Annotated in this window: 22 protein-coding genes; 5 read left to right on the plus strand and 17 right to left on the minus strand. The window is 55.6% G+C overall.

Translation table 11 applies throughout. The features are described 5' to 3' along the window. Window positions 1-22: 22 nt before the first annotated feature. Window positions 23-1,561, minus strand: coding sequence for a glucose-6-phosphate isomerase (gene pgi / locus G523_RS0107030; protein ID WP_022694331.1), 1,539 nt, complete (start codon window positions 1,559-1,561; stop codon window positions 23-25). A 395-nt stretch (window positions 1,562-1,956) separates the two neighbouring features. Between pgi and G523_RS0107040 the strand changes: the two genes are divergently transcribed. Then, window positions 1,957-2,883: a fatty acid desaturase family protein gene (locus G523_RS0107040; protein ID WP_022694333.1), complete on the plus strand. Its 927-nt coding sequence runs from the start codon at window positions 1,957-1,959 to the stop codon at window positions 2,881-2,883. A 36-nt stretch (window positions 2,884-2,919) separates the two neighbouring features. Here the strand turns inward: G523_RS0107040 and G523_RS0107045 are convergent, their stop codons facing one another. Beyond that, entirely contained in the window at window positions 2,920-4,317 is a 1,398-nt protein-coding gene (locus G523_RS0107045; RefSeq protein ID WP_022694334.1) for a protein adenylyltransferase SelO family protein, read from the minus strand. A 229-nt stretch (window positions 4,318-4,546) separates the two neighbouring features. On the opposite strand from G523_RS0107045, the gene G523_RS0107050 reads away from it, so the two are divergent. Then, window positions 4,547-7,414, plus strand: coding sequence for a TonB-dependent receptor domain-containing protein (locus G523_RS0107050; RefSeq protein WP_022694335.1), 2,868 nt, complete (start codon window positions 4,547-4,549; stop codon window positions 7,412-7,414). Window positions 7,415-7,522: 108 nt separating this feature from the next. Here the strand turns inward: G523_RS0107050 and G523_RS0107055 are convergent, their stop codons facing one another. From G523_RS0107055 to G523_RS0107075, 5 genes are all read right to left on the minus strand, one after another. Next, window positions 7,523-8,512, minus strand: a complete 990-nt coding sequence (locus tag G523_RS0107055; protein ID WP_022694336.1) for an alpha/beta hydrolase — start codon at window positions 8,510-8,512, stop codon at window positions 7,523-7,525. A gap of 81 nt (window positions 8,513-8,593) precedes the next feature. After that, window positions 8,594-9,322 carry a helix-turn-helix transcriptional regulator gene (locus tag G523_RS0107060; RefSeq protein WP_022694337.1) on the minus strand — a complete coding sequence of 243 codons (729 nt, stop codon included), beginning with the start codon at window positions 9,320-9,322 and terminating at the stop codon, window positions 8,594-8,596. A 160-nt stretch (window positions 9,323-9,482) separates the two neighbouring features. Then, window positions 9,483-10,007, minus strand: coding sequence for a translation initiation factor IF-3 (gene infC, locus G523_RS0107065; protein WP_022694338.1), 525 nt, complete (start codon window positions 10,005-10,007; stop codon window positions 9,483-9,485). Between the two features lie 73 nt (window positions 10,008-10,080). Beyond that, complete coding sequence (locus G523_RS0107070) at window positions 10,081-11,094, minus strand: glycosyltransferase family 9 protein (protein WP_022694339.1); 1,014 nt, start codon at window positions 11,092-11,094, stop codon at window positions 10,081-10,083. Beyond that, the gene (locus G523_RS0107075) at window positions 11,094-12,248 is read right to left on the minus strand and encodes a glycosyltransferase family 4 protein (protein WP_022694340.1); all 1,155 of its coding nucleotides are present in this window, start codon (window positions 12,246-12,248) and stop codon (window positions 11,094-11,096) included. Before G523_RS0107075 ends, G523_RS0107070 begins: the two co-directional genes overlap by 1 nt. Window positions 12,249-12,290: 42 nt before the next feature. Between G523_RS0107075 and G523_RS18400 the strand changes: the two genes are divergently transcribed. Then, complete coding sequence (locus G523_RS18400) at window positions 12,291-13,040, plus strand: alpha/beta hydrolase (RefSeq protein ID WP_022694341.1); 750 nt, start codon at window positions 12,291-12,293, stop codon at window positions 13,038-13,040. A 19-nt stretch (window positions 13,041-13,059) separates the two neighbouring features. Continuing rightward, on the plus strand, window positions 13,060-13,647 hold the full coding sequence (locus tag G523_RS0107085) for a hypothetical protein (RefSeq protein WP_022694342.1): 588 nt from the start codon (window positions 13,060-13,062) through the stop codon (window positions 13,645-13,647). 119 nt (window positions 13,648-13,766) lie between these two features. On the opposite strand, the gene G523_RS0107090 is transcribed toward G523_RS0107085, so the two are convergent. From G523_RS0107090 to G523_RS0107120, 6 genes are all read right to left on the minus strand, one after another. Further along, entirely contained in the window at window positions 13,767-14,447 is a 681-nt protein-coding gene (locus G523_RS0107090; protein ID WP_022694343.1) for a M15 family metallopeptidase, read from the minus strand. 18 nt (window positions 14,448-14,465) lie between these two features. Next, a complete protein-coding gene (locus tag G523_RS20640; protein ID WP_022694344.1) occupies window positions 14,466-14,606 on the minus strand; it encodes an entericidin A/B family lipoprotein in 141 nt (46 codons plus the stop codon). Window positions 14,607-14,735: 129 nt separating this feature from the next. Further along, entirely contained in the window at window positions 14,736-14,864 is a 129-nt protein-coding gene (locus tag G523_RS18405) for an entericidin A/B family lipoprotein (RefSeq protein ID WP_081648793.1), read from the minus strand. An 80-nt stretch (window positions 14,865-14,944) separates the two neighbouring features. Continuing rightward, complete coding sequence (locus G523_RS0107110; protein ID WP_022694347.1) at window positions 14,945-15,400, minus strand: DUF1178 family protein; 456 nt, start codon at window positions 15,398-15,400, stop codon at window positions 14,945-14,947. An 11-nt stretch (window positions 15,401-15,411) separates the two neighbouring features. After that, window positions 15,412-15,672 carry a glutaredoxin 3 gene (grxC, locus tag G523_RS0107115; protein WP_022694348.1) on the minus strand — a complete coding sequence of 87 codons (261 nt, stop codon included), beginning with the start codon at window positions 15,670-15,672 and terminating at the stop codon, window positions 15,412-15,414. 24 nt (window positions 15,673-15,696) lie between these two features. Next, window positions 15,697-16,485, minus strand: coding sequence for a ComF family protein (locus G523_RS0107120; protein ID WP_022694349.1), 789 nt, complete (start codon window positions 16,483-16,485; stop codon window positions 15,697-15,699). On the opposite strand from G523_RS0107120, the gene G523_RS0107125 reads away from it, so the two are divergent. Next, window positions 16,484-17,380, plus strand: a complete 897-nt coding sequence (locus tag G523_RS0107125) for a methyltransferase domain-containing protein (RefSeq protein ID WP_022694350.1) — start codon at window positions 16,484-16,486, stop codon at window positions 17,378-17,380. The genes G523_RS0107120 and G523_RS0107125 overlap by 2 nt on opposite strands. Here G523_RS0107125 and G523_RS0107130 read toward each other — a convergent pair whose 3' ends face one another. Genes G523_RS0107130 through G523_RS18410 form a run of 4 tightly spaced genes read right to left on the minus strand, consistent with a single transcriptional unit; the run spans window position 17,381 to window position 20,251 of the window. After that, on the minus strand, window positions 17,381-17,566 hold the full coding sequence (locus tag G523_RS0107130; RefSeq protein WP_022694351.1) for a Flp family type IVb pilin: 186 nt from the start codon (window positions 17,564-17,566) through the stop codon (window positions 17,381-17,383). Beyond that, the gene (locus G523_RS0107135) at window positions 17,563-17,988 is read right to left on the minus strand and encodes a (deoxy)nucleoside triphosphate pyrophosphohydrolase (RefSeq protein ID WP_022694352.1); all 426 of its coding nucleotides are present in this window, start codon (window positions 17,986-17,988) and stop codon (window positions 17,563-17,565) included. The genes G523_RS0107130 and G523_RS0107135 overlap by 4 nt, the downstream gene beginning before the upstream one ends. Window positions 17,989-18,029: 41 nt before the next feature. Next, on the minus strand, window positions 18,030-19,265 hold the full coding sequence (argJ, locus tag G523_RS0107140; RefSeq protein WP_022694353.1) for a bifunctional glutamate N-acetyltransferase/amino-acid acetyltransferase ArgJ: 1,236 nt from the start codon (window positions 19,263-19,265) through the stop codon (window positions 18,030-18,032). After that, window positions 19,262-20,251: a peptidylprolyl isomerase gene (locus G523_RS18410; protein WP_022694354.1), complete on the minus strand. Its 990-nt coding sequence runs from the start codon at window positions 20,249-20,251 to the stop codon at window positions 19,262-19,264. The genes argJ and G523_RS18410 overlap by 4 nt, the downstream gene beginning before the upstream one ends. Between the last annotated feature and the right edge of the window lie 21 nt (window positions 20,252-20,272).

The following is a 20,272-nucleotide window of genomic DNA, read 5'->3' on the forward strand; positions in this document are numbered from 1 at the left end:
CTCGATAACTGGCCGGTAGAGATCAGCTGAAGTAAGTGACTAAGCCCTGCGTGATCGGATCAGCGCATGGCTTGCCTTCTACCAAAGCTTCTCTGATTTCTCCGGCCTGCTTTTTGCCGCGCTCCACGCCCCATTGGTCAAAGCTGTTAACGCCCCAGAGCATGCCGCCCACGAAGACGCGGTGCTCATACATGGCGATCAGCGCACCAAGGGTTTCGGGCGTAAAATCACGGCACGCAAAGATCATCGAAGGCTTGCCGCCCGGCAGAACCTTCTGCTTTGCGATTTCCGGTGTCAGGCCCGGTTCCTCTTTAGCAATGTCATCATCGCGATAGCCGTTTGCCAGGACTTCGGACTGGGCGAGCGCGTGCGCAATCAGGGATGCCGTACCCTTTGGCTCAGAGCCCTTAATCGTCGCGATAATGAACTCTGCCGCCAGATTGCTGGTGCCCTGGTGAAGCCATTGGTGGAAGGAGTGCTGGCCGATAGAGCCTTCACCGCCCCAATGGGCCACGATGGAGCGCGCAGGGATGGCCGTGCCATCTGGTGAGACCTGCTTGCCGTTCGATTCCAGAAGCAGTTGCTGCAAATAAGACGGCAGAAGACGCAGCGCGTTTGAGTAGGCCAGAACCATCTCTGACTCCACGCCGCGCAGAGTCATATTCCAATAGTCGATGAGCGCGAGGCGTACCGGAATATTCGTCTTGAGGTCTTCTGTGCGGAAATGTTCGTCCATGGCATGCGCGCCAGACAGTAGCGCTTTGAACCAGTCGGACCCGAATGCGATGACGCAGCTGAGCGAGCCAGCCGACCATAAAGAGAAGCGTCCACCAATACTGTCTGCCATGCCGAACAACTGGTCCGACTGAATGCCGAGCCATTCATTGGCCTTGTCCGGATTGGCTGTGACGATGGCCAGATGAGATGACCATTTATCGCCGAGGCTTTTCTTCAGCCAGTCACGCGCGCGATCGAGATTGTATTTGGTCTCTTCGGTAGAGAAGGACTTGGAAATGCCGATCACCAGAGTTGTGGCCGGATCAATGCCGTCTAGCGCGCGCTCCAGATCCATCGGATCTATGTTTGAGGCAAAACGCACATCAATTGCGCCCAGATGTGTCTGCGAGAATGCATCATAGAGCAGGCGTGGGCCTAGGTCGGACCCGCCAATCCCGATATGCAGAACGGTCTCGATACCGCGCAGCACCTTGGCGTCGCGGACCTTCTCGGCGAAGGCCATGACAGGCTCAAGAGACGCCTGAACGTCCTCAGCCGGTCCTGTCGCTTTCTCCGGCGGAACGCGCAGCGCCCAGTGCATGACAGCTCGGTCTTCGGACACATTCACATGCGCGCCGCTAAACATGCGGGAAATGCCGTCAGAGATTTTGCGCTCGGCTGCAAACTCCAGAAGCGCAGCATCTGCTTCGGCATCCAGCTTCTGGCGCGCCAGATCAATATGCCATCCGCAAGCATCCAGCGTTTCGCCGGAACGCGCGGCGGCCAATGTGGTCAAGTCCAGACCGTCAAGTCGCGCAGCGTGAGAGTGAAGCTCGGAAACCAAGTTTAATCCTTTCGGTTTTCTACTCTGACCAAATGAAACTTCCGGGCAGAAGTAAAGCTGTCGGCTCGCATAGGAGGGCTGCAAGATCGAACAATTGCTTAATGGATGGGTTCCATAATCAGGAAATGTATAATGGGTGGTCTAAGCACGCGCTTTTATGAGAAGATTCAAGGGCTGCGATGACGTGCGTTTGAACAAGCTGCGCGGGGCAGTTGAACTTGCGCCGCAGCTATGGTCTGGAAGCGCTAAAAATCGCCGCATGACCGAAAATTAAAGATGACACACGCGTCAAATTTCGGCATTTTGGCATTGAGAATGGTTTTCAGAATTACGGATCAGGGAGGTCTGATTTTCTGAAGTTCCAACCAAATTCGATGAAGAGAGAGATATTTATAATGTCAGAACAGCGACAGATTTTGCCGCGCTCCCTCGCTATCCCGAAATCATTCAAGAACTTTGATTTCGGCAGCCTGTTCTCAGCCTTTCTGTATCCGGCACTCGGCATCATTGGCATGACAGCAGCAATCATTTCGGGCCTTCTGATGGAAAGCGTCCAGCTCCATTGGTATTACGCCCCTATCGTTGTTGGCGTGATCGCGCTGACAGTGTTCATCTGCAATATCGGTATCGGTGGTCTTCACCGCGTCTGGCAGCACAAAGCCGGCGAGCTGAAAGCTCCTGCGCAGCTTATCGTCATGATCAACGTTCTGATCGCGATGCAGGGCTCTATCAAAGACTGGATCAACTACCACTCACAGCATCACCGCTTTGCAGACCAGCCGGGCGACCCGCATAACCCGTTTGAAAGTAAGCGTTGGGCATGGGTCGGCTGGATTCTGTTCCGCGACGAGAAAGACCTGAAGCGCCCTATGCCGCTCTGGCTGAAGAACAACGTCATCATTCGCGTGTGTGACAAGAACTACAACCTTCTGGCCGCCGTCGTGCACTTCCTGCTCCCAGCGATCATTTATGGCATTGTCTGGATGGCGGGCGGTGATCTTATCATCACGCTTCTGATCCACGCATCTGTTGTAATCGGTCGCGCGATCCAGTTCCACGCAACGGTTCTGGGCATCAACGTTTTCGGCCATCTGGCGATGCCGAAATGGTTCACCTATTTTCTCGCTCTGCTGACAGGCGGCGAAGCCTTCCATGATCACCACCATGATCAGCCGGTGTCTATTCTCCACCTGCCACGCCGTGGCTTCTGGAACCGTATCTTCGATTATAACGGTACGTTTTTCCTCGTCATGGAGAAGCTGAAGCTGGCGCGTAACTTCACCATCGCGCCTCAGTTTGCGACGGTGAAGGCGAAAGCCTGATCCTACCGGACGACATGTAATTCAAGAAAAGCCCTGCTATCCCAGCAGGGCTTGTCTTTTTTCTGTGATACCGTTCAGCTTGGCCTCGAACAGAGACCAGTCATCATTGTCAGCAATTGCGGACCACAGGGTTTCAATCTCGTCGATCAGGAGCGTTTCCGGAGCTGAGCGCTGGAAGTATGGATGTGCCAGTCGCTCCGGGCGGTCGGCTTTGTAATGGCGCAGATATTCGCGCACCGTCCCGAAGTCCTCGCGCGCGTATAGCTCCGCTGACGGGCTGTTACTGGCGCGCGTCTCGCTTAACTCCCCGCAGAACCAGTCAAAGAAAAACTGGTGCCATGGCACCTGGCTTTCCGTCATCCAGCCAAACAGCTCGGTCAGGAAGTTGAGATCGGTCTCCAGATGTTCAGGGAGTAGACCCAGCTGGAAGAAGGTGTGGTCCCGGAGCGCTGTCTGGTAGGCCAGCTCGAACGCGCCAAGGCTTTCAGAAATGTCTTCAGCTTCCGCTACCAGCGTAAGCGCGCCAGCCAGTTGTTGCAGATTCCATATTGCCGCTTGAGGCTGTCGGCCAAAGGCATAGAGCCCCCATTCATCGAAATAGGCTGCTGTGAACTTCGGGTCGGACACCGGAAGGAAACGATAAGGGCCGAAGTCGAAGGTCTCGCCCGTCACGACCATATTGTCGGTGTTCATGACCCCATGGACAAATCCGGCCGCCATCCAACTTGCGACCATATTCGCTGTCCGCCTTGTGATTTCGGTCAGCAGCAGAGGCGCGAGCTCTGCGGCAGGGGCCGCGTCGATTTCGTCAAAAAAGTGGGTTCTGCAGTATTCCAGCAACGTCTCCATATTCGCCGCATCTTTGTAAAAGGCGAGGCGCTGGAATATTCCAAACCGGACGTGTGTTCTTTGAACGCGTACCAGAACAGAGGATCTGGCGGGGCTCGGTTCATCGTTTCTGTAGAGCTCTTCGCCCGTTTCGATGAGGCTTAAAGTCTTTGATGTAGGTACATGGCTTGCTTCAAGCATTTCTGTTGCAAGTACTTCACGAACACCACCTTTTAGTGTGAGACGCCCGTCTCCGCTGCGTGAATACGGTGTCTGGCCGCTGCCTTTAGTGCCTAAATCATAAAGATGATCATGTTCATCATGCAGCTGCGCATAGAGGAAGCCGCGCCCGTCACCGATCTGCGGATTGTAAGACCGAAACTGATGGCCGTGATACCGTATGGCAAGCGGTTTGGGCTGATTTTCCGGCAAAGGCGCAAATCTACCGAAGTGATTCAGCCAGCTTTCGGCTGAAAGACTATGTAGAATAGTATTATTCAATGCGCGATTGTTGCGATATCGCAACACTAGTTCTGGAAAATTCGCAGGCTCTACTGCATCTGCGAAATCATTTCCAAGTGCAGTAAAGGGAGTATTTAACTTCATTTTAAACTGTATTTCTCACTGCTTTTTCGATTATACTTAAAAATTATTCTGCTTATTCTCAAGAAGAATAATTTGTTTCATATTTTGGAACTAAGTTTCGATACCGGTTGTGCGCTGCAAAACATATTCGGCCTTTCCAAGTTTTAATCCCGGCATACTCTTCATCCCCGAACGTCCCGAAAAGTGGGCGATATCAGAGTATTATACTCAAGAATTACGAGGGAGAGAAATGCGAGACTTTTCTAAACTTTTGCTTGGTGCATCTGCAGCAGCGTTGCTTATCGGCAGCCCGCAGGCCTTTGCACAGGACGAAGAAGCACGTCAGACAACTGTTGTTGTTACGGGTTCCTTCATCGCGGGTACGCCGGAAGACGCGGCGCTGCCTGTAGACGTACTTTCTGCTGAAGACCTTCAACTCGAAGGTAATCCGCGTATCGACGAGCTGATCCGTAACCTGGGGGTATCCTCCGGTGTTGACGGTCAAACGAACCAGTTTGGTTCTAACGGTATCGAAGGTACATCAAACATCAACCTGCGTGGTCTTGGTCCTGCACGTACACTCGTGCTGATCAATGGTCGTCGTCAGACTTATTCGCCGTTTGGTATCGGCGAGCAGGCACAGCTCTTCGTCGACACAAACAACATTCCATCTGCGGCGATTGCTCGTGTGGAAGTCCTGAAAGACGGCGCGGCCGCTCTTTATGGTTCTGACGCGATTGCAGGCGTTGTGAACTTCATCACAAACGACAGCCTTGATGGTTTCGCCGTAAACGGTAGCTACCAGACGTTCGAAGGCACAGACGGCGAGTATAACCTGTCTGCGTCTTATGGCTGGCAGGGCGAGAATTCGAGCTGGGTTACAACAGTCAGCTATGACTTCCGTTCAGAAGCTTCCAACCTCGATACGATCGGCACACCGCTGATCACTGAAAACGAAGTCGCCGGTTATTCGTCTCTGTCTAACCCGGGCCGTTATGTCGTTATCGGTGCAACTGGTACGCCAATCGGCACACATGTCGATAATGGCTGTCTTGATGTTGGTGGTCAGCTTCACCCGACCGTCGGTGACTGCCGGTTCCAGTTCACTCAGTTCGGCAACCTCGTTGAGGAAGAAGAGCGTCTGAACATCTTCTCCGAATTCAACACAACACTCGCGAGCGGTATCGATCTTCATCTTGAAGCGCTTTATGCGTCGACTGAAGTTCCAAGCTGGAAGACGTCTCCGTCTTACCCGCCACAGGTTCTGACAAGCCAGTTCGTACCAGCAAGCCATCCAGGCTATCAGTCGTATATCGCGGCAAACCCTGGTACCCCACTTGATGCAGGCATTGGTGCACTCTTCATTGGTCGTGTATTCGGCTGGGGCGGTAACCCGGGCACAGCCAGCGGTGCTGGTGAAGGCTATCGTGACTATGACACGCTCCGCCTTGCTGGTGATCTGACGGGTGAATTCGAGAACGGCATCTCATGGGATGTTGGTCTTGGCTACTCTCAGACAACAGCTGAACGTGCGAGCCCTGATGCCTACATTGTGGGCCTGACAGCAGCTCTGCAAGGTTTTGGTGTTTGTACAGACCCTGTGACCGGCTTTGACCCTGCAACAGGCACACAACCATTCGCAGCGGGTTACACAGGTTCCCTGACTGCGGGCGCTGGTGCGTGTGAGTACTACAACCCGTTCTCCAACGCGATCCCGGCTGGTGCAATTACAGGCACAGCGAACCCAGGCTATGATCCATCCGTTGCGAACTCAGCAACGCTGGCTGACTGGCTGATTGACGGCAATGGTATCGAAGCAGAAACAAGCCTTCTGACATTTGATGCCGTTCTTTCCGGAACGAGCAGTGTTCAGGCTGCTGGCGGCGCTGTTGGCTGGGCTGCAGGCATGCAGATCCGTCGTGAATCTTACAAGGTTGATCCATTCCCGATCACTGACCTTGCGATCACTCCAGGTCCATCCGGCAATGGTCCATTCTCATTCCTCGCTGGTACAAACCAGTTTGATGAGAGCCAGACAATCTACGCTCTGTTCGGCGAACTTCAGGTTCCTCTTTTCGAAGACCTCGATGTTCAGCTGGCTATGCGTTACGAGGATTACGGCGGCGAAGTTGGTTCGACTTTCGACCCGAAATTCGCAGCCCGCTGGCAGGCGACAGACCAGTGGACAATCCGTGGCTCGGCTCAGACCTCTTTCCGTGGTCCGTCTCTGAACCAGCTGTCTGGTCGTGCAACGACGCTTCAGTTCATTGCGCCGACATCCGCATTTAAAGCGGTTGATACATTCGGTAACGCGAACCTGAACCCCGAATCTGCATTCAGCTACAATATCGGTGCTATCTTCGAAGAAGGCGGTTTCTACGCATCTGCCGACTTCTACAGCTTCGATTTCACTGATCCGATCATTGTGGAAGACCACAACCCGATCGTGAATGCGGCTGTTCAGGCTCTGTCCACGGCGACAACCGACGATGACGGAATCCTGAACCGTATTCAGTTCAATGATCCGACTGCACCGTCGGCGTCTACGATCTCTCGTATCGAAACGAACATCATCAACGGCCCGGACATCGAAACATCTGGTATTGACCTTCGTGTCGAGAACACGTGGTTCGGTATGCCAAACGGTGGTGAGTTCACACTCGGTGGTGAAGCGACATACATCTTCGATTATGAAGTCGGTGACTTCCTGGTAGAAGACCGCACGATCACCGGCGGCGATGTGGTTGGCCAGTTCAACCGGTCGAACTTCCTTCGCTCTCTGCCACAGTGGAAAGCGAACTTGTTCGCGAACTACAACTTCGACGCACCATGGGGTAACAACAATGTTCGTGCGGTTCTCCGCCATATCACGTCTTATGACGATGAGCGCGGCGACATTACACCGCTGAACAATCGTGACGACTCCGAGATTGACTCTCAGACGACTGTTGACCTGTTCTACACAACGGAAGTTGGCGAAAACCTGAACTTCGGTCTGTCTGTCGTGAACGTCTTCGACGAAGATGCTCCATCTGCACAGTTCGACCTTCCTTACGATCCGTACACACACAACCCGTTCGGTCGTACGGTTAAAGTAAGCTTCGGTGCTCGCTTCTAATTGATCGACATCCGGTTCATCCGCTCCGAAAGGCGCGGGTGAACCAAATTCTCCATGTTAAGATATGACTCAGGCACTCCTTCGGGAGTGCCTTTTTTCATGTCCGGATCAGAGCGAGCCGAGCGCTTTACCGACAATCTCGCCGGCGTTTGCAATGGCGTCGCGAGCCGGTACAGAAACAGCCGTCAAATTCATGAAGCCGTGAACCATGCCAGGGTGTTCTTTGACCGTTACGGGCACGCCTGCGGCTGCTAATTTATCAGCATAGGCGCGACCTTCCGCATTGAGCGGGTCCCAGCCGCATAGAACGACATGCGCAGGCGGCAGGCCCTTGAAATCTGCTTCCGGCGCGAATAGGGGAGAGACACGAATGTCCATCGCGTCGGCGTCTTCACCTTCGCCGACATAGCTTGTCTTGAAGAAATCAAACAGGCCGGGCGATATGAAAAAGCCTTCCTGAAAGGTCAGGCCGCGCGATTTGATGTCCACGAACTGGACGAGCGGATACAGCAGAAGCTGGAAAGCTGGCTCGTTTCCGCCGCGCCGGACCATTTCCTGACTGACGAACGCGGCAAGGTTGCCGCCTGCACTGTCACCGGCAACGGCGACCCGTTCCGGATCGATCGAGAAGTCCCTTGCACGGCGCAAAAGCCAGTCATAGGCCGCAATCGCATCATCATGCGCGCACGGGAATTTGTGCTCAGGCGCAAGGCGGTAGTCGATGGAGATGACACGACACCGCGAGGCATGCGCCAGCCGAATACAGATCATTTCATGACTGTCGAGATCGCCTACCACAAAGCCGCCACCATGGAAGAAGAGGATGGCTGGTTGCTGGCCGATACCAGCCGCTAATGGTGTGTAGACGCGGGCTTTAAGCGGCCCTTCAGCGCCATCGACGATGATATTATCTGTCTGTGCAAGCTGGGGGGCATCGCTCTCGACCGAGCGTGTGCTGCGATAAAAACTCTGCCGCAGACGATCGGTCGTTTCTTTCCAGTCCGCCTTGGAAAAATCAGTGAGTGTGAAGTCCGGTTTGAACAGGTCAGGCAGTTTAAAAGAGTTCAGAAAGGCCTGCAGGGTCGGATCGATAGGCATAGGTAACTCTCACAAGCGGACGAAATGTCTGCCTCTGAAGGTGAGGTGCTGCACCCGAAAACACAAGTGGTAAAAACCGGATCAGAACGGGCGAATGAGCCTGTGCATCAGTGCGTAATGCACCGCTTCTGTACGGGACCGGACGCCAATACGCTTCTTGGCCATCTCTACGTGTCGGTTCACGGTAGGCTCTGCGATTTTCAGGAGCTGGGCCATCTCCCAGTCCGTTTTGCCTTTTGAAGCCCAGTAAAGAACTTCCAGCTGACGGTCTGTCAGATCTACCGTGTCGCGGACTTCTGCCGCTTCGCCATCTTCGGCAGCTTTTCTGTAGGCGTATCGATAGAGCTCGTGTCCCGCGGCATCGAGCAGGCGACGCGTGCGTGGATCCTTGCAAAGTTCGACGCCCCAGAATCCGGTAAAGCCGATCCTGCCGTTCATGCCATAAAAGGGCGAAACCAGCCCATCTTTCATGTTGTGTTCGGCTGCGATGGAGAACACGTCCTTCTGTTCGCGTGTCACGGCCTTGTGTTTTACATCGCCCCAATAGAAACCAGCTTCGGTGCGGGGGACATGCTGAACCACAACATCATGCTCGGCGAGGTTTAGCTTGCGATACCGTGTGAGGTATTCGCCGTCTCGCTTGCCGAACATACGGCCGATGAAAGGGGAGCTGTCATTTGTCGGGGCGCGCAGTTCGAGGCAGGACACGACTTCAACGCCATAGGGGGTCGCCAGCTCAAGAAGTGCATTTTCCACTTCATCATAGCTCGCGCCTTCGTCGATCAGGTCCCAGAAATGTCCCTCGAGCATCACACCCTCCGTGCGCAGATTGATAGCATTTCACCCAGAGGCTTTCTATCAATTGAAAAGTGCCCGGCTTGTATATGCGGCTTAAAGTAGTCCTGCGATGCAAAAACGCGCGAATTTCTTCGCGCGTTTCGGGGATTCTGATCTGAAATATTGCGCTCTATCAGCGCGGTGCCATGACCATAATCATCTGACGACCCTCAAGCTTTGGCTCGAGCTCGACTTTGGCGACTTCATCAAAGTCTGTTTTTACCTTCTGCATCAGTTCCATGCCGAGGTGCTGGTGTGCCATTTCACGGCCGCGGAAACGCAGTGTGATTTTGACTTTGTCTCCGCTTTCAAAGAAGCGGTTCATAGCTTTGGTTTTTACCTCATAATCGTGCGTGTCGATATTCGGACGCATCTTGATTTCTTTGAGGTCTGCGGTGCGTTGTTTCTTACGAGCTTCAGCTTTTTTCTTTTGCTCGTTAAACCGGAGCTTGCCGTAGTCGAGAATTTTACAAACCGGAACTTCCTGATTAGGCGACACCTCAACAAGGTCCAAACCGGCTTCCGACGCAGCTTCGAGCGCGGCAGCGATTGGCATTTCCCCTTGTTTGTCTCCGTTTTCATCAATCAGAAGGACGCGTGAGACTCGAATGTCCTCATTGATACGCGGTCCGGATTTTTGCGGCGGCTTAGCCGGCATTGGTCGACGTGCTATGGCAGATGCTCCTAATGTTGTTACTGCTGGAAAGAATATGACCGATCTGGCGGAAAATTCAAGTTTTCGGCAGGACGTCAAGGCCTAAAATAGCCTGTTTCACGTCGTTCAGGCTCACATTTTCCAGAATATCGGATTCTACCACGATGACATTGCTGCCGCGCGGGCGTGCAAGGTCCGGACTCGACTCGCTCGTCGCGAAAAGAGCGACCCCCGGAGAGCCTGCCAAAGTGACCATATGCATCGGGCCGGTATCATTGCCGATTGCCAGTGTCGCGTGACGCCCGAGCGCGGCCACCTGGAAGAGATCCGTCCGCGTGCAGAGAGACTTCGCCCCCGGCACACCGCGCGCCACCATATTGCCGATCTCGCTCTCGGCCTTACCGCCAATCACGACAGGGGTAATGCCAGCTTCGGACAGCCATTTAGCAATTTCGAGATAATGCTCTTCCGGCCAGCGCTTGGCGACGCGGTGCGCAGACGAGCCCGGAATGAGCAGGGCATACGGCCCGCGCAGAGAGAAATAAGCTGGCTGCAGACGCGGCGGATTGCCCAGTGTCGACTCCAGCCATTCAAAGTCTTCCATCGGCACATCGCCGAACTCATACCCGCCCGCAGGCCCGACACCTGCGATCGAGATCTGCTCGGCCAGACGTTCGATCGAGTGCATCTCATTGCGGTAAGGCGTATTGTGCGGGAACTGGCAGCCCTTGGAAATACCCGACCAGAGCGGCGGGCGCGGGCGCAGCGCCTGATAATAATTGCTGGTGCGGCCGGAATTCTGCAGATCGTAGACAATGTCATACTTCTCGGCGCGAAGACGGCGCAGCATGCGGGTCGTGCTGGAGGTATCTTTCGGGCGGCCATCCGTCTCGACACGGTCGAAATACGGACACGCTTTGGCAAACTGTTCGAAAGGCGGAGTTGTGAGCAGGGTAATCTGGGCAGACGGGTGGTGATCGCGGATCGCGCGCATTGCGCCCATCGCCAGCACGAAATCACCAAGCGCACTCAGCTTGATGATCAGCACTTTCGTCGCGCTCTCACCCGGATTTTCGATGACCTTCGCCATCAGTTCGGCCCCTCTTGCATCACCCTGTCATACACAGCGAGTGTTTTTTCCTGAAGCAGCGCCGTGGAAAAATTGTTCCGTGCCCAGTTTTGCGCCGCTGCAGACAGACCAGACAGGTCTTCTTCTGACATTTCAAGCCATTGCCGGATGGCCTGGGAAAGGGAAGCCGCATCATCAGGTTGAACGAGCCAGCCCGTCTCACCCGGAATCACCGTTTCGCGCTGTCCGCCATGGTCTGATGCAATCACCGGCTTTCCCATAGCCTGAGCCTCCACGGCGACGCGGCCGAAGGCTTCTGGACGTTTGGAAGGCGCAAGCACCATGTCTGACGCAGCATAAAGAGCAGGCATGTCTGTGTAATGACCTGAAATTCTAACGAATTCGTCAATATTTGAGTTACCAATCGCATTTTTGAGATCGGCAACATACTCATCGCGGCCCTGCGCATCGCCAAACATCACAAACCGTGTGCCGATAAGCACCTCGCGAGGCAGGAGAGACAGCGCTTCTATAAGCACTTTCTGGCCCTTCCAGTCGGTCAGCCGCCCCGGCAGAATGGCAAGGCGCTGGCCGTCCGGTGTGTGTTCTGCACGAAGGGCAGATACTTTGGCGCTGTCGATGACTGCCGGGTCAAAGCTTTCAAGGTCTACACCGCGCTGGATGACAACCAGCTTCTCGTCCGGCACGCCGTGCACAGCCTTCACATGGTCTGCAATGTAATAGGAATTGGCGATCACGATCTCTCCGCGCGCCATCACCGAATTATAGAGGGTTTTCGCCGCCGATGTGCCGCCATACGCCCCATGATAGGTGGTGACACAATGCGCGCCGGTCGCCCGCGCCGCCCAGAGCGCGCTCCATGCCGGCGCCCGTGAGCGGGCGTGGACAATATCAACCTTCTCACGCCGGATAACATCAATCAGCGCCTTACGGTTCGCCCAGAGCTTTGCCGGTGATTTCGATTTCACAGGCAGTCTGACCAGCTCGCCGCCCAGCTCGGCCAGTTCGGCTTCCATACGCCCGCCCTGACTGACGACGATAGACCGGCAGCCTGCTTTCACCAGCGCCTGCGTAATCTCAAGCGTTGTTCGCTCTGCGCCGCCTGCATCAAGCTCGGGAATGACTTGCAGGACGGTGAGGCCAGGCTTAACCAAGATATGAAGACCCTAAAGACACGACCTGAAATGAGGCCTGATATGCCGACACTGACACGCGCCGATGGTGAAACACTTGCCTACACGAAGATTGAGCGCTCTGCCAACTCACCAACGCTTGTCTGGCTCTCCGGCTTCAACTCCGACATGGCAGGCTCCAAAGCCATCGCCGTAAAAGAGCTCGCGGAGGCTGAAGGGCTTGGCTATCTGGCGTTTGACTATTTCGGCCATGGAGAAAGCTCGGGCGACTTTGCAAAGGGGACGATTTCGCGCTGGCGGGAAGATTGCCTCACCGCGATTGATGAGCTTTCCGACGGCCCGCTCATCCTGATTGGCTCCTCCATGGGCGGGTGGATGTCTCTGCTGACCGCCAAGGCTCGAAAAGAGCGCGTTGTCGGCATGGTGCTCATCGCGCCTGCGCCGGATTTTACATCCAAGCTTATGTGGCATGATCTGCCGGAGAGCGCGCGCAAAGAGATCATGGAAAAGGGCGTGTGGATGCGCCCGACCCCTTATGGCGAGCCATACCCGATTACCCGTTCGCTGATCGTGGACGGGGCGCAATGGTCGGTTCTGGATGACCCGATTGATCTCTCCGTGCCGGTCACCATCCTTCAGGGCAAAGTCGACCCGGATGTGCCATGGACCCACGCGCTGAAAGTGCAGGATGCGCTCGCCTCCGCCGATGTGGAATTCATTCTCATCAAGGATGGCGAACACCGCCTCTCACGGGATCAGGACATTCAGCGCCTCATGATGGAGGTGAAACGTCTGGTCCGGAAGGTCGGGTGATGGGGGCGAATGCGCAGCCATGATCGGAACAACAGAAGCAGCGCTTTCGGCAATCGAAAAAGCCTGGCCCATGGTCGAGGAGGAGTGCAGCTCCGTTTTGGGGGCAGAACTTCATTATCAGGCGATGATTTATCATGCGCTACGAATGGCTGGCGGTGTGCCCCGAGGTCAGCTTGGGATGAATGTTAAGCAGTGGATTTCCGACCCGGTTTCAAAACTTTTCCGTGAGTTCGATCTATCGAAGCATGAGAAATACAGGGGCGGGTTTGAGCCTATTCCTGACATCGTAATCTTTTCGCCTGAGATAGAGGGCGACTGGCGCCGACGAAACCGTGAAAAAACGCTGGAACATATGTTGGTGGCAATTGAAGTTAAGGCATCAGAGCGTGAAGGAGGGCGTTTGTCTCCCTCAGAGATTTCGAAAGATATATTGAAGTTGAGTGCTCATCGTGAAGAAGTGCAACATCGCGGATATGACTTTGTGCCCGTTATGATGGTGATTGATACAGCGCCGAAAGTTTCTGAGCGGATGACCTCGCGTTCGGTTTCTGTGTCTCGGGCATTTTGTGAACAGCACTCCGTTATCTGGAAGTACATGTCCGCCTAGTTGGGGGAAGCGCTCCGGCCAGTATTGTCATCCCGGGCGAAGACCCGGGACCCAGCAAATGGCGTGATAATGTTACTGGGTCACCGATATGCGGTCTGCATTCCGGGATGACAGGTGATCTACTCCACAACGAAGTCGAAATACGTGTCCGGATAGGGCTCGTCGGCGAGCCAGAAGTGCCACCATTCCTCGTCGAGGGCATTAAAGCCTGCCTCCACCATCAACCGCTGTAACAGCATGCGGTTGGCGCGCGCTTCCGCGGAAGGGCGTGGGTCTGACGGGTGGGAAAGTGGATCGAACAGGTCATAGCCTGAACCCATGTCGAGTTCTTCGCCGGTGGCAAGGTCGATGAGTGTGAGGTCTATCGCGCTGCCGCGTGAATGGCCGGAGCGTTCGGCGATATAGCCGCGCTCGAACAGTTCGTCTTTCGGTACATTCGGGTAGTAATCTGCCTGCCGCGCGACATCCTCAGGGTCTGCGGCCCATGCCGCAAAATCTGAGACCGCGCGCTGCGGGCGATAGCAGTCAAAGACTTTCAGGCCGAGGCCGAAAACAGACAGCGTTTCCTGAACCGAAGCCACAGCTTCTGCCGCCTCAACGGAGAGAATACAGAGCGGGGCCTCATAGCCATTGATCGGGCGGCCGACGAAATTCTCATCGGTGAAATAGCGGATTTCCGTCGCGATGCCGGGCACGGCATCTGTGATAGAGACAAAACCGTCAGGGCGGGGCGGCTCCTGCGCGCTGGAGCAAGCGGCAAGGCCGAGCGTCAGCCCGAGCGCGCAAAGTGTTGCTTTCAACGACACAGGCACGAGCGCTTAGTTGCGGTTGTTGCGCGCGGCGTCTTCGATCGTATCGCCAGCTTCGCCGAGATCGCGGCCAATGCCTTCAACTGTGTTGCATGCTGCAATCGTCAGCGTGATGAGTGTGAGGGCTGCGAGCTTCATCCAGTTTTTCATGCGTCTCTCCGATATAGATACGCTGGATATATTGGCGCGTGCGTGGCGGCTGGCAATAGAAAAACGCGCCTGCCATGGGGATGACAAGCGCGTGCAGTTTGGAAGGAACGGGAAATTCCGTAGAGGGGTTTAGTTAGCAGCGTCCTGAATGGTTTCGCCTGCTTCTTCAACATCCTGACCGGCACCATCAATTGTGTTGCACGCTGTCAGGGCGAGGGCGAAAATGCACATGCTGGCAATCTTCAGATAATTCTTCATGTCTTTCTCCAGTGCTGAGCGGATCAGTTGATGGAGAAGAAATGCGCTTGCGGAATGAAGGTTCCGCATCGAAGCGTGTTTTAGTTGAGTTTTTTCTGATCGACAGGTTTGGCCGGTGTCGCCGCTTCGGGCAGAGGGACAGCAGACACGCCGTCCTCAATCAGCTCTTTGGCTTCTTCGAGCGTGGTCTCGCCCCAGACGGGTTTGGCCTCTGCCTCGCCCTCATGCATGGCGCGGGCTTTCCTGGCGAAATCTGAACCGACATATTCATGCGTGGAGGCGATATGATCGCGCACGGCGCGCATCATCTCGGCCATTTTCTGGTCCGGCGTGGAAGCTGCTGCAGGCACGGCGTTGCCGCGCTTTTTGGTGCCGCTCACCGATGGCGCCATGATCTGCTTTTTCACGTCAGCGCTGCCGCATTCGGGGCAGGTGACGAGGCCCTTCTCCTTCTGCTGGTCGAATGCATCCGAGCCTGAAAACCAGGCTTCGAACGGGGACTGACAGGACAGACATTGAAGGGCGTATTTGACCATGGCGGTGTCGTTTAAGCTTGTGACAGAAGCGGGTCCAGCTTGCCTGCGCGCTCCAGCGCAAACATCTCATCGCAGCCACCAATATGGTCGTCATTGATGAAGATTTGCGGGTATGTGCTGCCGCCATTTGCGCGCTGGATCATTTCCTGACGCTTTTGCGGGTCCATACCAGCGTCGACATGCGTGTATTTCACGCCTTTCTTGTCGAGCAGTGAGAGGGCGCGTGTGCAGTACGGACAGAACTGACGCGTATAGATTTCAACCTTGGCCATAACAATAATTCTCCGATCGCGGACTTATATAGTCGGATTTGCGGGCGCTACAACGCGGGCAAATGTCACGACGTCCAGATTGGCCGGTCGCGCCCGTTGAAGTGTTCGTGCGCAGGCCGTGAGTGTGGCGCCCGTTGTGTAAACATCATCCAGCAGAATAATGCGCTTTCCGGCGATGCGTTCCGCGCCGCGTTTTGTCAGCTTAAAAGCCCCTGCCACATTAGCGCGGCGCTGGCGGGCATTGAGATGGCCCTGACTGGGCGTTGCCTTCACACGGCGTATGCAAAACTCGTCATAGGGCAGGGATAGCTTGTCTTGCAGGGCCGCTGCCAGCCATCCGGCCTGATTGAAGCCGCGCATGGCAAGGCGGCGCGAATGGATCGGTACGGGGATTACAAGGTCTGCGGTGGTGAGCACGTCGCCCGCCGCAGAGGTCAGAAATTCTGCAAAGACTGACAATCCATTCCGGTTGCCACGGCGTTTGAGAGACAGGACCAATCGGCTGGTGATGTCATCATAAACAAGGGCAGAGCGCGCCTGATGCCAGACGGGCGGATGCGCCGCGCAGGCTGCACAGATCAGCCCGTGATCCTCGCTGCGCTCAAAGGGCAGGGCGCAGCTGTCGCAGAACGGCTGGCAGATAAAGTTCAGCTGCGCGAATTCTTCCGGCGAGAGGCGGGCATTACCGGCAAGAGAATCCCCGCTCACCAGAGACTGGCCTGGGTTCAACCAGCCGAAAAGGCTGCGAAGGCGTTCGCGGTCTACACCTAACACCTTGGCGGACGGCACTGATCGGTCCATATCTCCAGCCATGATGCAGAACCCGACCTCCGAAGTCTTTAATCGCGCGCAAGTGCGCCGCCGCCGTGAGCGTGCCAGTGCAGGCTATCATCAGGCAGACTTCCTGAAAAAGCGTGTGCTTGAAGATATTTCCGACAGGCTTGCCTCGACGGGACGAAAATTCGACCGTGCGCTCTGCCTTGGCGGGTATAGCGCGCAGACGAAAGAGATACTCGGCCCGTTCTGCGGTGACCTGATCGAGACTGATTTTGCACAAGGCCGGGTCGGCAAAGGCGGGCTCGTGGCGGATGAAGAATGGCTGCCTTTCAAGGATGAAAGCTTTGATCTGGTGGTGAGCCCGCTTGCGCTTCACTGGGTGAATGATCTTCCGGGCTCGCTGATTCAGATCAACCGCGCCATGAAGCCGGACGGTTTTTTCGTTGGCGTGCTGGCAGGCGGGGCAAGCTTTACAGAGCTTCGCCAGTCCCTTCTGCGCGCTGAAAGCGAGCTGACAGGCGGGGCGGAGATGCGTGTTTCTCCATTTGCGGATGCGGCCGATATGTCTGCGCTTCTGCAACGGGCGGGGCTTGCGCTTCCGGTAAGCGACCGTGACCGGCTCACCATTCGCTATGATACGATTTTTGATGTAATGCGTGACCTTCAGGCACTGGGCGAGACGCATGCGCCAGCGCAAGGGCTTGGGCGTCCGCTACGCCGTGATGTGCTGATGCGGGCTGCGCAAATCTATGCAAGCGAGTTTGCTGACGCAGATGGTCGCCTGCGTGTGACGGTGGATCTGATCTGGGTAACGGGCTGGGCGCCGCATTCCTCGCAGCCAAAGCCGAAGCGTCCGGGTTCTGCGAAGGTGTCTATGGCTGAAGCGGTGGGTACAAAAGAGCTGCCCGCAGGAGATAAAGCAGGGCGGTAATTACGCGCCCTGAGCTGCATCCCAGTCTGCGTCGAGGCCTTCATACATATCGGTCGCAGAATTACCCCATGAGGTAATCGCCGCAATGAGGCCGATGACGATGAGCGCACAGATAAGGCCGTACTCGATAGACGTTGCGCCACCTTTAGCTTTGCTGAAGGAGGTAATCTTGCGTCGGGCGCTCATGCGAAACCTCCTTTTGAGGCGTAATCTTCAATGAAGCTGAAAAGCGGAATGTCTGCCTCTGGCGCGGGGTAGGTTTTCAGATCGGCTGGCGCGACGAATTCAAGCGTCTGACCTTCCTGTGCAACCGGCTCTCCACCCCATTCGCGAATGAGAAAGACAGGCATCACAAGGTGGAAGTTGTCATAAGCGTGGGAGGCAAAAGTGAGCGGACGCACTGCGCTTGCATGGGTTTCCACGGCCAACTCCTCCCTTAGTTCGCGTATCAACGCTGCTTCCGGCGTTTCGCCGGGCTCAATCTTGCCGCCAGGGAGTTCCCAAAGGCCCGCCATCGACTTTCCTTCAGGGCGTTGAGCCAGAAGTAAGGTCTGATCCGGGCGCATGAGCACTGCCGCAGAGACGTAGAGAATTTTTCTCTCAGACATTTTTTAACAGTAAATCGTAAAGGGGTGTTGCGTTAATCTTTTTAAGTTCGGTATGCGCCGTTAATCTCCACGTAACCGTGAGTGAGATCGCAGGTCCAGACTTTGGCGCGTCCGTCACCCATGGCGACTTCCACCGTAATCTCGATGTTTTCACCGGAAACAGCTGCCGTTGCGCGCGCTTCGTCATAGCTTTCCGCGCGTCCGCCGCCTTCGGCTACGCGCACTCCGCCAATCTCGATAACGAGCTTATCCCTGTTAACAGGTTCCAGCGATTTACCGACTGCCATAACGATCCGCCCCCAGTTCGCGTCACTGGCGGCGAGGGCGGTTTTAACGAGTGGCGAGTTTGCGACAGCGCAGGCAATCGTTTTAGCAGAATTGTCGTTCACGGCCCCGGTGACTTCGATGCCGATGAATTTGGATGCGCCTTCACCGTCACGAACGATCTGATGGGCAAGATCCATGAAGACCTCTCCTATCGCATCTGAAATCTGCTCGATCGCCTCATCCGAGGCGGCCTGAGAGATCGGCGCAGCGCCTGTGGCGAACAGCATGACAGTGTCTGATGTCGAGGTGTCGCCATCAACGGTGATGCAGTTGAAGCTCGCATTTGTATGGCGTGAGGTAATCTGCTGGCATTGTTCAGGCGTCAGCGGCGCATCTGTGAAGATGTAAGCGAGCATGGTCGCCATATTTGGCGCAATCATGCCTGAGCCCTTGGCGATGCCCGCGATGGAAATCGTGCGGCCAGCGACTTCAATCTGCTTGCCGGCGCCTTTAGGGAAGGTGTCCGTCGTGGAGAACGCTTTTGCCAGTTCCAGCCATGGCTTGCCCGGTTGAAGGGTTGGCCAGAGTGTTGGCAGATGCTGCGCGATCAGGTCCGCGCGGACCGGCTCCCCGATGACGCCTGTGGCTGCGATATAGCATTCATGACGCGGCATGCTGGTGAGCGCTTCATAAGCGTCCAGCGTCGCTTCATTCTTGGCAATGCCCTTTTCAAACGTGAAGGCGTTTGAGTTACCCGCATTGACGATGAGGGCAGAGGCTTTGCCACCGGACGTTTCCAGCGCTTCACGGCACCAGTCCACATCACAGGACCGGGTCAGCGAGCGGGTGAAGGCCCCGCCGCAGGAGGCGATTTCCGGAAAGTGAACGACCAGAAGATCGTCGCGCTGATATTTATACATGCCAAGCGAGAAGGTCGCGGCGTGTACGCCATCAATGTCAGGCAGGTCCGGAAACCGTTCCGGAGCCAGCGGAGAGCGTGTCAGTTTCACTCAGTCGCCTCAGTAGTTGGAGCTGTGTCGTCAGTAGTTTCGGATTCGTCTGCCAACGGAAGGCCGGACGGAAATTCATCCTCGACCATCAGGTCATCGAGCGATTCCGGAGCATCACTGAAGTTTCGAACACCAATCTCCGGATCTTCGATAACCGTCTCGATGCTGGCGCGGTTGTGCAGGCGCTCCAGAACGGAGCTGATCTCGCTGAGCGTCAGAAACTCGACAATCATCGGGCGGGTTTCGTCGAATGTCGGCGGCGCTTCTGTGCGGCGGTCATCAATTTTGATGATGTGCCAGCCAAGATCGCTCTCGAACGGAGACGAGATCGCGCCGACCGCTGTGCGGTTGATGATGGATGGGAACGGTGCGGAGAATTCTTCGGGAAGGAAATAACCGAGCAGGCCACCTTCCGCGCTGGAACTCCTGTCGATGGAGTGAGTGAAGGCGACTTCGGCAAATTCTGCGCCGCCGCGCAGTTCCTGATAAAGTTCGTCTGCTTCCTCTTCGGTTTCCACCAGAATGTGGCGGATCAGAACTTCCTCACCAAGCTGCTGAAGGGCGGTCTGGGCCTCGTACATTTCCAGAATGGCTGCGTCGTCGACCTCAGCGGAAACGAGATTTTCGATCAGGATGTTTCCGAGAATGCGTTCACGGGCAGCCTGCAGGCGGTGCTGGGCGTTTTCTTCCAGATGAAGGCCGCGTGCGAGGGCTTCCTGCGCGAGCAGTTTCTGGTCGATCAACTGTTTCAGAATATCGGCAAAAACCGGATCTGTGGTTTCAAGTCGGGTGCCGACATCAACCCGGCCCTGCGCAACCGCTTCAAGCTCGACATCAGTGGCATAGATAGGTTCACCATTAACAACGGCGGCGACGGCAGCGCTGACACGGATCGGAACACCTGTCGGTTCGGAACTATTCTGTTCACATGCGGCTGTTGTGAGCAGCAGGCTGCCGAATAAAGCGGCGAAAATCGTACGTTGCATGCGCGTCTGTCTTTCCTGCTT

The sequence above is a fragment of the Ponticaulis koreensis DSM 19734 genome, assembly GCF_000420665.1.
GTDB classification, from domain to species: Bacteria; Pseudomonadota; Alphaproteobacteria; order Caulobacterales; family Hyphomonadaceae; genus Ponticaulis; species Ponticaulis koreensis.